This is a genomic window from Aquimarina litoralis, from assembly GCF_039523995.1.
Lineage (GTDB): Bacteria > Bacteroidota > Bacteroidia > Flavobacteriales > Flavobacteriaceae > Aquimarina > Aquimarina litoralis.
Window position 1 is genome coordinate 12,387 of the sequence record NZ_BAAAGE010000005.1, and the last position, 16,860, is coordinate 29,246.

Below are 16,860 nucleotides of genomic sequence, written 5' to 3' on the forward strand. Positions count from 1 at the left end.
CTGTAGTGAATGACACTAACTATTTGTTAGGGTTATTTAAAATTACCAGCGCTGCAATTACACCTGGAACCCATCCACATAAGGTTAATAAAAGTACGATTATAATTGATCCACAACCTTTATCTAATACGGCTAGCGGTGGAAAAAAAATCGATAATAAAACTCGCAAAATACTCATAAGCAAAAATAGATTAAATAATATAATTATAGGTAGTCTTATCTCCTATTATGTTACACTACTATCTTAAAATTATTTTTATCTTCGATTAGTTTATAATACACAGAATATATTCTATGAAATGGATACAAAATATTTTTTGGATCTTTCTAACGTTTTGTTGTACCAATGTTTGGAGTCAATATCAATTCTCTGGATACGTGGATCAACAAAGCAAAGTCAGCAATGTATACCTATCGCTTATAGAGGATTACAGAAAAATGTCGGGCACATACCAAGAACAAATTATACAGAAAGTATATCCAGATTCGACAGGATATTTTGTATTTACTGAAAATAATCTACCTACAAAAAATAGGATATACCGAATTCATACAGATAATTGCTCGGAAGAAGAGGCTACTATTCATTTTAACGGGATTTGTTTAAATAGTCAGGAAATTCTATTTATTGCCAAAAATGATGATAAGATTTCATTGCCATTTACTAAAGAAGAAGAAGCCTTTTGCGAAATCATTTCCACCAACGAGCGTAGTAATACATTTCTAAAAGTAGATTCTCTAATAGAAAACATGAGGTATGCATTTAGCTCATATCGAAGCGAAGCAAATAGAAAGGTAAATTCTATTAAATGGTTTAAAACCTTACAAGATTTTGGAGAACAACAAGATGAGTCGCTTACGGAGTTATACATTTATGCTTTCCTCTCTAACAAATCCAATAATTTATACACCTATTATCTTCAGGATCTAAAACAGAACACCTACTATGATGAACTATTAGAACGATTACAAGAACAGTATCCTAATAGCCCTTATACCAAACAATATGAGACCGAATTAGCAGCTGATAAATTTTCTATAGCTATTAAAAAAGAAAACACATCTTATTGGTCATGGGTGATTATATTCTTTCTAATTATTTCGATTACACTAAATATTTTACTATTCTTAAAATTAAAAACAAAAAATAGCGATAGTACTGCGTTGGAGGAAAAACTGACACAACAGGAAAAGAAAATTTTAGATCTCATTTTGCAAAATAAAACGAATAAAGAAATTGCATCTTTACTATTCCTAAGTGTTAGCACTATTAAAACCCATATCAATAATCTCTACAAAAAAATTGAAGTTGATAATCGAGAAGAGTTAAAGGCGTTATACAAAAACAAGTGATTAGCTGCTAATTATAAAATTCCAACTGGGGTCTAGTACCTATTTCCACCCCTATTTCATTGCATTTTAAGGCACATGTCTAGAATTTTGAACAAAACAGAATTCAAAAAAATAATCCTAAAAAATTATCAAGACATGAAAATTAACATTACAACCGCATTCACATTTATTATTCTATGCATAACCATTAGTTCTTGCTCAGACCTGCAAAAAAACAGCACTAGCAATTCGATAGCAATGACTACAAATTCAGAACCCGTTACAACTAAAAATGCGGTTCCGCAGATGACTTTTACAGAAACAGAATTTGATTTTGGAACTGTAACAGAAGGTGACATTCTAAAACACAACTTCTCTTTTACCAACACAGGCAATGCTCCCTTAGTAATTGTAAACGCAAAAGGGAGTTGTGGTTGCACAGTTTCTAACTGGTCGAAAGAACCAATAGCTCCGGGAGCAACAAGTGAAATGCTAGTTACCTTTAACACCAATGGAAAACCAAACCATCAAAACAAACAGGTAACTATTACTACAAATACAGCCATCGGTAAACACATTTTAAAAATAAAAGCGATGGTTACTCCAAAGATTAAAAACACTACTTCTGGAGTTCCATTAAGTAAATGATTTCGGAAATAATAACTAAAAAAAACTCTTACAAACTATTAAAATTACAAGATTGATCAAATGATCATCTTCATTACTATATTTTCAATATCATCAATATTATGAAAAGAATTGTACTATCACTATGGATATTAACACTAGGAACTGTTTGCTATTCACAAACATTTAATCAAGAAATTACTAATGCCAAAGGAGTTAGAAGTCTTACTGGTAAAATCAATTTTGAAAAACTTAATAGTGATCCTTATAACACTTGGTTTACTAAAAATTATGACGCTTACAGTCCCAATGAAAAGATAATATCAACAATAAAAGATAGCCTACAAGAATATACCATACAAATATTTATGGGAACTTGGTGTGGAGATAGTAAAAGAGAAGTACCTCGTTTTTACAAAACTTTAAACACAGCAGGTTTCCCGTTAGATAGATTAACGTGTATAGCAGTGCAAGCAGATCGCGAACATTATAAACAAAGTATTGGAGGTGAACACGAGGGTTTAAATATTCATAGAGTGCCAACCTTTATTTTTTATAAAGACGGTAAAGAGGTAAATAGAATTGTAGAGGAACCAATAAAAACACTGGAAGCAGATATCAAAGAAATCATATCAAAGTCATATGTCCCAAATTATTCGGGTGTCGCTAGAGTACATGAAATAATAGCAAAAAAAGGAGTTAATTCTTTATCAAAAGACGTTCAACTTATAAGTAATCTAAAAAATGAACTCTCGAGCATTTATGAATTAAATACATATGCAAATGTTTTATTTTTTGATGGAAATACAATAGACGCTATAGAAGTATTAAAACTTAATACTCTACTTTTTCCAAAAGAATCAGATGCTTATATCAGTCTTGCGAACAAATTTTTAATAACTAACAATATGTCGGAAGCTATCACAAATTATGAACGATCTTTAGAAATCAAAGAGGACTCCGAAATAAGTAAAAGAGTTGAGGAATTAAAAAAATCTCTTTAGTAAAACGAGTTTAAGCTAATTAAAAGAAAAGTGGATTAAATCCACTTTTTTCTTTTTATAAAACAAGGTCATAAACCCTATGTCTTCGCAATACACAGAAACCAACACAACAAATATGATCAGAAACATCACAAAAAAAGAATTAGGTGTTGGATACTTTATAGCACTCTCATTCTCTTTAATGCTTTTTTAAGTAGATTTATTTAAATTATGAATTTCTAAAATTTTCTTTTTTCAGAACGAAGTGATCTCGTGTTCAACTGGTTTTAGTTTCAAATGTCTTTTTACCTTACTCCTAATTTTAGGCACATAATACTCGTATTCTTCTAACGAAATCATTTGTCTAAAACCATAAATATCATCTCCTCCTTTTCCTCCATCTCTATTACTAGCAAAATATCCCATTCTTTCTTTTTCATTTATAATAAAAGTAAAATCATCTTTGTTACTATTAATAGGCTCTCCCATATTACAAACCTTCCAACCTGATTGTTGAATCGGCAATACCATGAAAATATCTAATCCTCCAAATCCTAAATGGCCATCACTCGCAAAAAACAACTTCCCTTTATCACTTACGTAAGGAAATGTTTCTCTACCCTCAGAGTTTATAAGGCTTCCCAAATTCTCTGGAGTTCCAAAACTTCCATCATCATGCACGGCTACTACGTATATATCCGATTTACCATAACTCCCCGGCATATCACTTGCAAAATATAAAAACTTTCCATCTGGCGTTAATGCCGGATGTGCAGTAGAATACTCATCACTATTAAAAGGCAATTCCTGTATATTTCTCCACTTACCATCATCGTATGTTGCTTTATAAATTTTTAAAAGCACACAACCTTTAGTACTGCTCTTAATTTTTCTTTTTACATAGTTATTTCTCGTAAAATACACTGTTTTTCCATCCGGACTAAACGTTGCTGAGGATTCATGAAATTTGGTATTTATGGATCCTTTTAACTTCGTAATCCCTTTATTAGGGATATTCCTATTCGTTTTATATAAATCCAAAAAAGGCTCATTAGAACCTTCCTGAAGAATCATAGTTACAGATTTTTTATTTCTAGAAGAAGCAAATACCAGTTCCCCATTATAAAAACTTGGCGCATAATCTGAGTTTTTAGAATTAAAAGATAGAGTTTTTAATACAAAATTCGATGCTGAAGGTTTCGAAACTTTATCAGATAAAAGTCGATACCTTTTTGAAAGTTGCTTATGGTTAGCAACAACCATCGAAGAGGTATCTTGATAATTTAGATTGGCTGTTTCCACAACACCGTCTTCATCTAATGCGTAAGCTACTATAGAAGATTGTCTTTGTTGAGAAAATGTTGAATTCATTAAACAGAAAAAAACCAGCCCCAAAAGGTTTTTTTGCGATGTCATTAAATTACTTTTTTGTTGGTCACGTACAACCGTATATCCCAATTATTATAAAATTAAGTGTACCCAAAGAGATCTTAGTTTATCTAAGAGCAGTAAAGGAAAAAATTGTTTTTATAAGAATTATGATGCTGCTATCCCCATAGCATTAAGTTGCACACACTATGTGTTACTTGTGACAATGTACTGATACTTAATAAAATAAACTATTAAAAAAACAAGAAAAATTGAATTTCACTTATAATTTAACAGGTGTAGGAAATTACTTTTTAAAAAAAATCACAGTATACACAAGAGGAAAAACACCCATTTTTTTCAATATTTCTGATAATTCGTATCGAATAAAACTAAGCTTCCTTTTCTCAATATTTTAAAGTAGTACAATACTTAAAAATCAATTGAAAGATTATATCATACTTTGTATCTTTGCAGGCTTAAAACGGCAGCATTATGCAATTATCAGAACAAGAACTTGTAAGAAGAGAAAAATTAAAATCTCTACGTGATTTAGGTATCAATCCATATCCTGCAGCATTATTTCCTGTAGATCATACCTCTGAAGATATTAAACAGAAGTTTGAAGAAGGAAAAAAGGTAATTATTGCCGGAAGATTAATGTCTAGAAGAATACAAGGGAAAGCTTCTTTTGCTGAGCTCCAAGATTCTAATGGAAGAATTCAGGTATATTTTAACAGAGATGAAATATGTACTGATGACGATAAAACAAAATACAATGACATCTACAAAAAGTTACTGGATATAGGTGACTTTATTGGTGTCGAAGGAGAATTATTCACTACACAAGTTGGCGAAAAAACTGTAATGGTTAAAGATTTCAAATTATTAAGTAAAACTTTAAAACCATTACCACAACCAAGAACAGATGCTGATGGAAAGGTATATGATGCTTTTACAGATCCTGAACTAAGATATCGTCAACGTTATGTAGATCTAGTAGTAAACCCTCATGTTAAAGATGTTTTTATCAAAAGAACAAAGCTCTTTAATGCTATGCGAGAGTTTTTTAATTCTAAAGGATATTTTGAAGTAGAAACACCAATATTACAACCAATTCCTGGTGGCGCTTCTGCACGTCCTTTTATAACGCATCATAACTCTTTAGATATCCCTTTGTATATGCGTATTGCAAATGAGTTATATCTAAAGAGATTAATTGTTGGAGGTTTCGAAGGTGTTTATGAGTTTTCTAAAAACTTCAGAAATGAAGGAATGGATCGCACACATAATCCAGAGTTTACAGCTATGGAAATCTATGTAGCTTATAAAGACTACAATTGGATGATGGAGTTTACTGAAAATCTAGTAGAACATTGTGCAATCGAGGTAAACGGTACTACAGATGCTACTTTTGGAGAACATAAGATAAATTTCAAAACTCCATATGCTCGTGTAACAATGACAGATTCTATCAAACATTTTACAGGATTTGATATAACTGGCAAGACTGAGGAAGAAATTAGAGAAGCTGCTAAAGGCATGGGGATCGAAGTAGATGACACCATGGGTAAAGGGAAATTGATTGATGAGATTTTTGGTGAAAAATGCGAAGGAAACTATATCCAACCAACATTTATTACTGATTATCCGAAAGAAATGAGTCCATTATGTAAAGAACATAGAGATAACCCAGATCTTACCGAGCGTTTTGAATTAATGGTCTGCGGTAAAGAAATTGCCAATGCATATTCCGAGCTTAATGACCCTATTGATCAACGTGAACGTTTTGAAGCACAGCTAAAGCTTAGCGAAAAAGGAGATGACGAAGCTATGTTTATCGACAACGACTTTATCCGAGCTTTAGAATATGGAATGCCGCCGACTTCTGGAATGGGAATTGGAATGGACAGGTTGATTATGTATTTAACCAACAATCAATCCATACAAGAGGTATTGTTCTTCCCACAGATGAAACCAGAAAAAAAGGCTATCCCTCTTACCGATGAAGAAAAAGCAGTATTAGCAATTTTAAAAGATACTTCTCCTATGGATTTAAGCGAATTAAAATCAAAATCAGGATTAAGTAATAAAAAATGGGATAAAACCATTAAAGGATTAACGAAAAACAAATTAGCTAGTGTAGACAAAACCGAAGAAGGGTTATTTGTAAACCTACTATAGACAATCCTTTATTTCATAAAGCAAAATATAGCTTTGGTATTCAAATATCAAAGCTATTTTATTTTTTGCTAGATACTAAAACATCCGCTTCCCAGACACCTTCGTCTGTAAGCTTACCTTCATTGTTAAATAATTTCCCTTTACCATTTCTGGAATTATTTTTCCATTTTCCGCTATACTTAGTACCATCTGCCCAATACATAGTTCCTTTACCATGTCGCATGTTATTTTTAAAGGATCCTTCATATCTATCTCCATTTGGCCAGGTATACGTTCCTCTTCCATAAATTTTATCATTTCTAAAACTCCCAGAATAGGTAGCTTTATCAAACCAAGTGACATTACCCTTTACTAAATATCCTTGAAGAATTTCTACATCATAATATGCACCTGCACTAATAAATTTATGCCATCCATCTGGTAATTTACTATTTGCAACTGGATAATTTAATTCTTGTGCTTTACCAGCAAATACGACTGTAAGGAATAATCCTATTACTATTAATTTTCTTCCCATTTGTGTTTTCTTTTTAAATTGGGTCGATAGATGTAGGAATCTACTTACAATAATGAACTTATTTTTTATGGTTTAACCCTAAAAAAACTAGCTAAAAAAAAGAACATAGCTTTAACAGATTGTAATATTACCGCTAAATAAAAAAGGAAAGTCTAGAGTAAAAAAAATGAATGGATAGTCAAAATTAGTTACCAAAGTAACTAAAACTAGAGATACATATCAGAATATTGACCAAGAGACTGTCTTAAAAAATATGAACCAAAAAACGCAACCTATTTATTTAGGTTGCGTTTGTTAATTCTGATAAAAATAAAAACTAGCTATACGACACTGTCTCCCCAACAGTAACCGTATAATCTTCCTGTGCAATGGTATTGATAAAATTCCATTCCGCTTGGCTACTACCTGCGGTAAAGGTTACTTTTAAGAAACCTCTTTGGGTAGCATCCATATATTGTAAATCATCTATTAATATTTGCAAAGCTTGCTGAAAACTAATTGCCTGATTAGCATCTACCCCTAAAAAACCCTCAAATCCAGGAGAAGTTACAGAAGAAGTTGCAAACTCCACTCCTATTTCTTTTCCGGATGCATCTTTTAGTTGACTATACCAAGCATTATGAGTATCTCCTGCCAAACAAACCGTTTTCTTATCGCCTAATATTGCAAAAAGCTGTTCCCGCTCTATAAAATATCCATCCCATGCATCTAAGTTATACGGAACAACTGACTGAACTCTAGCAATTTCTTCTGAAGTAAGTGTAGTATCTCCAGCTAACAATCTGGTTTTAATAGCAGTCAACTCGGTTAGTGCAGTTTGAAATGCCGCTGCGGTTTCTGGGGTAGCACTTCCCAAAGCACCGATTTCTGCCACTAACGTACCTATAAGTATTAGTAACTCGGCTGGCATAAACATTTTACCCATGAGTACCTGTTGACCTAATACTTGCCAATTGGCGCTGCTACCCGAAACAGCTCCTGACAACCAACTTAATTGTTCTGACCCTAATAAAGTTCTACTTGGATCTTGCAATGCTGTCTGAAATGCTGCCGCATCAAGCCCTGTACTTGGATCGAAGAAATCATTATAAGACAATTGCTTATCTCTACCAATAATTCGAGTATCTAGCATATGTAGACTTAAAATACTACCAAAATCAAACGTCCTATAAATTTTAGCCGGATCCGTTGATCTGAGCGGTAAAAACTCGCTATACACCTGAATAGCAATTTGTTTTCTTGTTTCATAAGAACCTTCATTGTCTTGATGATTTTCTGCGCCATCTACATAAGCGTCATTGGTTATCTCATGATCATCCCACACACAGATAAAAGGTTTCTTTTGATGTGCTAACTGCAACTGCTTATCACCTCTATATTGTTTGTATCTTGCACGATAATCACTTAAGGATAAGATTTCATTTGCTGGTTTATGGACTCTATCTAAGGCTACAGTATTTTCATTAGTACCGTATTCTCCTTCTCCATATTCATAAATATAATCTCCTAAATGCACGATAACATCCACATCAGAATTAGCCATTGCTCCATACACGTTAAACAAACCAGCTGCAAAATTAGCACAAGAACATGCTGCTAGTTTTATATCATTTACGGAATCTCCAACCTTGGGTAATGTTATGGTTTCTCCAATTACAGAAGATGTTTGGGATTCTAAATCAAAGAAACGATAATAGTACTTACTGTTAGAAGGTAATTCCTGAACATCTATTGCAACTGTATAATCACGATCTTCACCTGTTATAAACTCTCCACTACGAACTATATCATTAAAACTATTATCTGTAGCTACCTGCCAATTAATAGTCAGATTTGCAGTTCCTGCATTGGGAGTAAAGCGTGTCCATATAATAACTTTAGAATCTGTTGGATCAAAACTAGCTACACCTTCCAAAAAGTTGTCTATACTAAGATCTGGAATACTAATATCCATATCATCATCACTATTACAACTGATGTACATAGGAGCGATCATAAAGCCACCGGCAGCCAACAAAGATTTTTCAAAAAAGTTCCTTCTATTCATTGTGTATATTTTTCCTTCAAAAATATTTTACCACAATAAACTTGATGTTATCCCTTCTTTAAAAAAAGATCAAAACCAATAGACAATATTCTCGGAATAATAATCTTTAGATAACATAAAATTAGAACCTACCAAAGTATATGCCATTACTCCACCCAAGGACAGTAGCAAGCATATTTCTTTTCTCTACAAGAAAAATCAATTCCCAACGTAATTTGGTGAAAACCACCACTATTAAAAGTAACCGGATTCGATTGGTATGAATACGTATAGGCAAACATAAACTTCCCATAATTAACACCGATAAAAGGAGTTACAAAATTTAGTGTTTGACTTCTTATTTCTTCACCTTCTACAAAGTCTATAGAATCAAAACTTCTTCTATAAGACAATCCTCCCCATAGTTTTCCAAAACTTAGATCGCTATATACTTTTAAATTAAAATCAATAGTGGACTGGGAAACTCCATCTCTATGCGAAAATAAAATAGAAGGTTCATAGGAGAATGTCTTTCCTGGACGATCAATAACGTATCCCACCGAAACCAAATAATTTCTTAAGTTATTGGTTACCTGCAAATCATTGTTTACCCCAGAATTTTTCAAAAGGTTTTTTACGGTTACATGCGTGTAGAAATTATATAAATTATACGAAAATCCAGCATCTATGTTAAACTCGCTTTCGCTTATTGATCCAGGTCCAACTAAAGGATCATTCGGATCAAACCTTGTTTGATCTAGTCTATATTGGATGATACCAGCACTTAATCCAAAAGAAAGTTGATTCAGATCTACTTCACTTCTAGAAAACATTAAATGATGCGCATAGGTCACATACCCTCCTGTTTGAGAAGAGAATCCATTTTTATCATTATAAACGATAGCTCCTATTCCAGATTGAGAATCTCCAATTCTACCGTTATAAGCTGCAGTATATAATCCTGGACTGTCTTCTTCTCCAAGCCAATTTCTACGACCAGTTAATCTTACCTGAGAACAATTGGATGCTCCTGCCATGGATGGGTGTATCAAATAATAATTATCCGTAAGATAATCCGAATAAATGGACAACCCTTCCTGAGCCACTCCAATTTTCATAAAGAATATGACTACTGTGATTATGTATATTTTTGTAAGTTTCATTTTTTATATTTTGAAAGAAGAAAAAGCTCCTGTTATCGTTTTAATGTAAAGTGTCTTCTAAAAGTTGCCGAACCATCTTTAAACTCTGCCACAAACCAATAGTCTGATGCTGGCATAGGTCTTCCAGCATACGTACCATCCCATTGACTATTATTATTTAGTTGTTGAAGAAGTTTGCCATATCGATCAAAAATATAAATATCCATCTCTGGTGTATCTGCATCACCGATCACTCCCCAGAGATCATTTATTGAATCATTATTAGGCGTAAAGAAAGTAGGGAAACCTACTACAAAAATGGAAGCTGTAATAGAACCGCAACCATTAACATCAAATGCCGTTACTTCATGTTCTCCTGGAGGTACATTTACAAATACATTACTAGTTTGTAGACTTCCGTTATCTAGACTATACTCATAATTACTATCGCCATCTACTGTAGCCGTAATATTCGTACTATCCGAAAAATCTCCGGATGAAAGGTCTAAATCCATACCTGCAGGATCATTTATTCCTGTTATTATTACTTCTGAAGTTGCTCTACACATAGATACCACATCAGTATAGGTTACAGTATACGTTCCTGGTACCGAAGCTTCATATGAAGATTGTGTAGCTCCTGGGATTACAGTTCCTTCAAAACTCCACTCAAACGAAAATTCATTATCATTTAATTCTGTATTGATTAAAAAGGACGTAAACGTAATTGGACCAGCACAGATAATCCCAGATTCTAGTTCTAGCTCTTCAAGATCTACGATCTCTACAAAAAATGCTATTTCATTCTCACAACCGTTTGTATCCACTTCTCTTAAAAAGACAGTTTGGCTAACCTGAATTACATCTCCTGCGTTAAGTTGTGTTCCACTACCATTAGAACCAGTATAATATGCTTGCCCACTCTGCACCGCAGGTAACACATAACTATCGCAAAAACGATCTCCGGTATTTACAGGAGCTATCGGATTAGGTAATGGATTTATTGTAATATCTAGTTGTCCTTCATCGAAACAATTTGGTGTTGTTCCTGTTTCGGCATACACATATATTACCTGAGTTGTAGATATAATATCCCCCGCGTTAAGCTGAGTACCGCCTCCATTCACTGCTGTAAAATAATTCCCCACAGATAATGTAGGCAACACATAAGATTCACATGCATTTACGGGATCCATAGGATCTACTACTGGAATATCCAAAATATCATACGTTACTTCTATTTGACTACTTACACAGTTTTCCGCAATATCCAACGCTTCTACGCGATAAATATAGTTTCCAACTGCGGTATCCGTAGGTGTGTATGTAGTACTATTCATAATCAGCGAATTCCCATTCGAATCATACCAATTTGCTGTTTGACCAGCCAACACATCTACAGATAATGTTGGTGTGGGAGAACCAACACATATACTCTCGTTAGTCGGATTTGTAGGCTCAGCTATTGTTGGACAACTACAATCTGGTGCTGTAACCACTAGCGTTTCCTCACAAGCAGTATTAGCAGGATTCATAGCTATTACAATAAGATCAACTCCTGCTGTAACACCTGTGATCATTGAATTAACAACATCCACTACTCCCTCATTCGGTGGATCTGTAGAAATATCCCAAGTCCCATTGGTAGTAAATGAAATATTATAAGTTGCTCGGTCAGCAGCACAAGTAGTGGTTCCCAAAGCTAAAGTTGGCACCGTACTAATCGTTACGGTTATAACAGCTGTATCTGTACATCCATTACTGGAAACCGTATAGGTGTAATCTCCCGGTATATTTACATCTGCAGAGATGGTACCACCAGGAATAACTGTAGCCATAGGATCGGTCCAAACACCACCTGCATCTTCTCCTGTTAGCTCATCAAACAAGTTGACAACTGTCGTATCTCCTTCACATAATGCGACTGGTTCTGGAGGCGTATCATTTGGTTCTCCAGCCTCTGGAGCAGCAGTTACAGTAATCACAACATCTACCAAGTCACTGGTGCACATCGCAACTGGTTCATAAGCTTCTACTCTAAATGTATTATCTCCAATAGCTAATTCAGCTTGTTCTGGTGTGAATGTATCTGTATTTTGAGCTCTGGCAATTGGTGTCCCATCTGCTAAATACCATCTACCTTCCAAGCCTGGCCCAAGAGTTACCGTAATGGACGGTAAAGGGGTAGCATCGATACAAGTAATCACCGGAGTTGTTGGAACAATAGGCTCATCAATATCAGGACACTGACATGAACTATCAATAGTTACATCTATCAAATATCTTATTGGAGGACAACCAGCAGACAAGGTAGGAAGTGTATAAATATATACTCCATCTAAAATACCAGCAATTGTTGGATCCAGCGTTCCTAAATGACCTCCAGTAAGAGCAGTTCCACCTGTCGGAACACTCCATGTTCCGGTGGTTAGTGTTCCCATTGGCAACTCATCAAATAAATCTCTAGGATCACAAACGGTTATTGCTAAAGAACCTAGATCCACATCTCCTATTTCTTCTCTCCAATCTCTTTCATCTGTTAAAGGGTTATGATTATTCGGAAAATCTGTCGGAAGGGTACCTCCATTACTAGGGTTTGTATCCGATGTTAATCTATCCAGCACTATTGTATCAAAAGCATCATCCAATCCATCACCATCACTGTCTGATCCACCAGGAATAGTATCCGGCACTCCATCTTGATCAAGATCGTAAGCTTCGATAATATCTTCTAAACAATCACCTGATACAGGATCCGAATTTGTATCTATATAATCGGGATCGGCGGTTGTATTGGTATTTACAGGAACAATTGCAGTCCCATTGGTATCATAACTATCATCTACTCCATTAAAATCTCCATCTACTGTACTAGGAGCTACGTAAGTAGCCGTTAATTGTGCTTCGATATTATCAATAATACCATCATTATCAGAATCTATATCTAAGAAATTCTCATTTGAGTCACTATCAGAGTTGATTACATTATGAACTACCGTAGTAGAAGTTCCATCAGCATTAATAGCACCATCAAAACGACCATCTCCATTAGCATCTGCAGCAGCATTTCCAGATTCCACGATATCGTAGATCCCATCATTATCTGCATCTAAATCTTGTGAATTCGGAATACCGTCTCTATCAAAATCACATCCGGTTGTAGAAAGAAAAATATTATCAATTCCGATATCATTACCATTTCCATCTGTTCCTTGCCTATTAATTACTCTAATCGTTACCACATTCACAGTTGGATCCGGTACAAAAGAATTTTGCACTAAAATCCAATTGTCGGTTCCGTTAGGAATTTCCCCTGAGTTCTGAGAAAAAATAGCTACCCCAGTAGTTTGATCTACAACCTCTATAGTAAGATTTGCAGGCAATTCTCCTACGTTGTTATTTAAACCTGCAATAGACATGCTGAAATCATATTCTATTCCTGGTGTAACCGGAAGGTTTTCCGCTACAAAAACTGGTCTGTCTGCAAATACACTAGATTTCATATTAATAGCAAGATATCTTCCATCGACATCTCCATTAGCATCGACTTCTCCAATAAGATCTGTAGAAAGGAATGTTGCGTCAAAACCTCCAGCGGTTCTAAAATAAGTAGAAGTAGCTACGTTATATTCTCCATCATTGGAAGTATCTTGCGGTAAGGTTGGATTGTAAGTTAACCCTAGCCCTTCGGAATATCTACTTCTTGTTGGACCGCCAAAACCAAAATCTTCTTCTAACACGAAAATAGGAGTTGTTGTTGTAGCTGTACAAAACCCATCCTCTACCGAATCTGGAATCCCATCATTATCATCATCATTATCTGTGGTATTCGGAATTCCATCATTATCTGCATCATTATCACCACAAGGTTTTACGGTGATAATAGCACTCACAGCAGGACAAGCACCTCCATTATCTATGGTATAAGTAAAAGATCCTCCATTAGGATCTGCTGTATCATATGTACCTGTACCATTACTCCAGGTTCCTCCTGGATCTGGACCTCCATCAAGTTCATCAAAAAGATTAATAATTCCTGTTCTACCGCATAAAAACATTGTAGTATTAAGACCTGGATTTGGAATATCCTCCACTGTAATCACCACATTAGCCGTAACTGTACCACTTGGTCCTCCGTTTACTCTTACGGTATAAGTTGTAGTTTCTCGTGGTGTATCTCTATGAAATGAGCAAGAACCATCTGCACTTGGAAACGAACAGTTTTTAATAAATGTAGGATTGGTACTTTTCTCCCATTGGACATTATAACTACTACCTCCACCAGAAGGAGTTGGGGGATCTATTGCTAAGTTAAGTTGTAGTTCAGTACCCTGGCAGATTGTTTTTGCAGTTAGACCGTCATCTGTTTCAAAAGTTACTGTTTGGGAGTAACTAAAAACACACAAAAACAAGGCTACACCAGTAAAAAGTAGCTTACGTATCATAATTGAAGGAATTTATTGAGTGGGTTATAATAAAAGTATCCTTAACCAGTACGCTTGGTAGCACGCAATAAATGTTATCCTTAAAAAATGAAGTAATAGCATTAATAAACACTAAAAGGTCTATATGTAAATATATCCTTGTATTCACGTTGGTTAAGTTTTATAAATAGCAAATATGACCGTATTCTATTTTCGACTTAGGGTGGGTTGATTGTAAAAATAGAATACCGAAAAAGTAATAACGTTTCAATACTCATTATATTACCAGATTTTACAAGTATTCGATATGATGTAATTAAATGACGGTATGCGTATCACAAAATCAAAAAGTCGTGCTTTTTTAAAGAAAAAATCTTACAATTTTAGACTGTTTTTTCTTAGAAATACTCTTCAAAAACGTTACTATTCTAACAACTATTTGTTTTTGATACAAAGCGGTATTCAGCCACTATTACGGTTTATCAGTAATTTAATTTTTGCATAAAGTAATAATCACCTATATTTGAAGACATTAAAACCACGACTCATGCCTTATATCAGTGATGATGAACTACTAGACTTTCAGGTTCAGATAGATGATGCTAAAGAAGAAAAAAGAGTAACTAACTATGCTCATACAAAAGCTCTTAAAGAAGAACAGGAAAACACTCGAAAATTTAAAATAGCCACAATCATTCTTGGATTTGTTGCTCTTTTAGGAGTAGCAGGTACTATTTATTTTATGCAGTTCAATACTTCTGACAGCGTAATCCCTAAAAGTGAAGCAAAAGCACAAACAGACATTCTTAATAATAAAATTGCAGAATTAGAAGACACTATTAAAAATCTTTCTATGGATCAGGAGATCAATGCTTCGGACGAAGGTTCTGATATTCCGGAAGAAAAAGAGAAAGCTTCGCTTCAAAATGAATTAGTATATGCCGTACAGATAGGTGCTTTTGAAAAGAAAGATCTATCTATGTATTCTGATAAATTTGTGAATTTTAGAGAAATCAAAGCAGGCAGTTTCAATAAATATGCTCTTGGTAATTTTGCTTCATTAGCAGAAGCCAAAAAGTTTAGAAGAGAAATAGTACGTTTAGGTTTTAGAGGAGCTTTTATTGCTTCTTACCGAAACGGTGAACGCATAAAAATTGAAGAAGCTTGGTAATAAAAAAACCTTGAGATCTCACACAAAACCTCAAGGAATTTTACTTAACTAAACTAACCAACTCAACTTTTCATATACTATACATTTACTACTACATAGTTCCTTCCGGTTCTTTTGTAGTAAACACCTTTATATCTATAATACTTTACTCCTCGAACTTTTACCACTCTGTATCCAGTAGGTAATGTTTTTACTCTCACTCCTACTGGAGCGGCAACGGCAACATACCTTCTATTCTTTTTAACATACCAGACACCACCACTTCGATAGTACTTTACATTTTTATGAACTACAACTCTTGGATTATGTACTTTGGTTACCACCACTTTGTTTGCTGGACGCACGCGTACAGTTGTAGCACAAGATGTTGTAAATACTAATAATAAAAGCCCGAATACCGATGTTTTAAATAATGTCTTCATAGTTCTCTACTTTTTCGTTTTCAATACTATGACGATCATTTTTTAAAAAGGTTTAATCCACTATTCGATTTTTTTTATTTTTCTACATATTCCTGAATAGGCGTATCGTTTATATACACATCCTTAAGCACAGCTTTATCTTCCTTTATATATACCAAAGCGTATACATTTGCAGGTAAACTATCTCTATTTGCCTTGGTATAAGCAACCTCTGCATCATACGCTTTGGTTTCTTCCATATAAAATGTATTAAAAGGCAAATAAAAATTCACTTTGTTATCATAATAGTAACTTACTCTAGCGGTTACATAATCTTTTGAAATCTCCAAAGCTTCTTTACTTATTTGTGAAATTTCAGCAAAACCCTGTTCATCGTTTTTGAGATAAATATATATTTCCTCACCTACCACATAGGTAGAATCTTTTGTTTCGAAATGATCCATTTCGTATTGTAAGGTTATATATTTTCCTCTAAAAGGATCCGTAGGATCAATAGGTCTGGTTTTGAATTTATAGGCAACTCCAGACATTAACGTATCTTCTTTATCAACGATCATATGCAATGGAACAAAGATTTGTGCCAAAGCAACGATCACAAAGAGTATGAATAAATAAATAATTTTCATCTTATTATATTTTAGTTTTTTTTCAAGTGTTAGATAGA

Annotated in this window: 13 protein-coding genes; 5 read left to right on the forward strand and 8 right to left on the reverse strand. The window is 34.2% G+C overall.

From position 1 onward, the window contains the following. Window positions 1–19 precede the first annotated feature (19 nt). The gene (locus ABD077_RS20980; protein WP_343914188.1) at window positions 20–178 is read right to left on the reverse strand and encodes a YqaE/Pmp3 family membrane protein; all 159 of its coding nucleotides are present in this window, start codon (window positions 176–178) and stop codon (window positions 20–22) included. A 116-nt stretch (window positions 179–294) separates the two neighbouring features. On the opposite strand from ABD077_RS20980, the gene ABD077_RS20985 reads away from it, so the two are divergent. From ABD077_RS20985 to ABD077_RS20995, 3 genes are all read left to right on the forward strand, one after another. Further along, complete coding sequence (locus ABD077_RS20985; RefSeq protein WP_343914189.1) at window positions 295–1,353, forward strand: response regulator transcription factor; 1,059 nt, start codon at window positions 295–297, stop codon at window positions 1,351–1,353. A 135-nt stretch (window positions 1,354–1,488) separates the two neighbouring features. Continuing rightward, the gene (locus ABD077_RS20990; protein WP_343914190.1) at window positions 1,489–1,980 is read left to right on the forward strand and encodes a DUF1573 domain-containing protein; all 492 of its coding nucleotides are present in this window, start codon (window positions 1,489–1,491) and stop codon (window positions 1,978–1,980) included. A gap of 101 nt (window positions 1,981–2,081) precedes the next feature. Beyond that, entirely contained in the window at window positions 2,082–2,963 is an 882-nt protein-coding gene (locus tag ABD077_RS20995) for a hypothetical protein (protein WP_343914191.1), read from the forward strand. 234 nt (window positions 2,964–3,197) lie between these two features. On the opposite strand, the gene ABD077_RS21000 is transcribed toward ABD077_RS20995, so the two are convergent. Next, on the reverse strand, window positions 3,198–4,358 hold the full coding sequence (locus ABD077_RS21000; protein ID WP_343914192.1) for a TolB family protein: 1,161 nt from the start codon (window positions 4,356–4,358) through the stop codon (window positions 3,198–3,200). A gap of 447 nt (window positions 4,359–4,805) precedes the next feature. Here ABD077_RS21000 and lysS point away from each other — a divergent pair, with 447 nt between their 5' ends. After that, window positions 4,806–6,494 carry a lysine--tRNA ligase gene (gene lysS, locus ABD077_RS21005; protein WP_343914193.1) on the forward strand — a complete coding sequence of 563 codons (1,689 nt, stop codon included), beginning with the start codon at window positions 4,806–4,808 and terminating at the stop codon, window positions 6,492–6,494. A 58-nt stretch (window positions 6,495–6,552) separates the two neighbouring features. On the opposite strand, the gene ABD077_RS21010 is transcribed toward lysS, so the two are convergent. From ABD077_RS21010 to ABD077_RS21025, 4 genes are all read right to left on the reverse strand, one after another. After that, the gene (locus tag ABD077_RS21010) at window positions 6,553–7,011 is read right to left on the reverse strand and encodes an MORN repeat-containing protein (RefSeq protein WP_343914194.1); all 459 of its coding nucleotides are present in this window, start codon (window positions 7,009–7,011) and stop codon (window positions 6,553–6,555) included. Between the two features lie 316 nt (window positions 7,012–7,327). Continuing rightward, entirely contained in the window at window positions 7,328–9,058 is a 1,731-nt protein-coding gene (locus ABD077_RS21015; RefSeq protein WP_343914195.1) for an alkaline phosphatase D family protein, read from the reverse strand. Window positions 9,059–9,204: 146 nt separating this feature from the next. After that, entirely contained in the window at window positions 9,205–10,200 is a 996-nt protein-coding gene (locus tag ABD077_RS21020) for a PorP/SprF family type IX secretion system membrane protein (protein ID WP_343914196.1), read from the reverse strand. A gap of 32 nt (window positions 10,201–10,232) precedes the next feature. Further along, window positions 10,233–14,624 carry a T9SS type B sorting domain-containing protein gene (locus ABD077_RS21025; RefSeq protein WP_343914197.1) on the reverse strand — a complete coding sequence of 1,464 codons (4,392 nt, stop codon included), beginning with the start codon at window positions 14,622–14,624 and terminating at the stop codon, window positions 10,233–10,235. Window positions 14,625–15,150: 526 nt separating this feature from the next. Here ABD077_RS21025 and ABD077_RS21030 point away from each other — a divergent pair. Then, a complete protein-coding gene (locus ABD077_RS21030; RefSeq protein ID WP_343914198.1) occupies window positions 15,151–15,774 on the forward strand; it encodes an SPOR domain-containing protein in 624 nt (207 codons plus the stop codon). A 77-nt stretch (window positions 15,775–15,851) separates the two neighbouring features. Here the strand turns inward: ABD077_RS21030 and ABD077_RS21035 are convergent, their stop codons facing one another. After that, window positions 15,852–16,196 carry a DUF6515 family protein gene (locus ABD077_RS21035; protein ID WP_299610649.1) on the reverse strand — a complete coding sequence of 115 codons (345 nt, stop codon included), beginning with the start codon at window positions 16,194–16,196 and terminating at the stop codon, window positions 15,852–15,854. A 74-nt stretch (window positions 16,197–16,270) separates the two neighbouring features. Next, window positions 16,271–16,822, reverse strand: coding sequence for a GDYXXLXY domain-containing protein (locus tag ABD077_RS21040; protein ID WP_343914199.1), 552 nt, complete (start codon window positions 16,820–16,822; stop codon window positions 16,271–16,273). Window positions 16,823–16,860 lie beyond the last annotated feature (38 nt).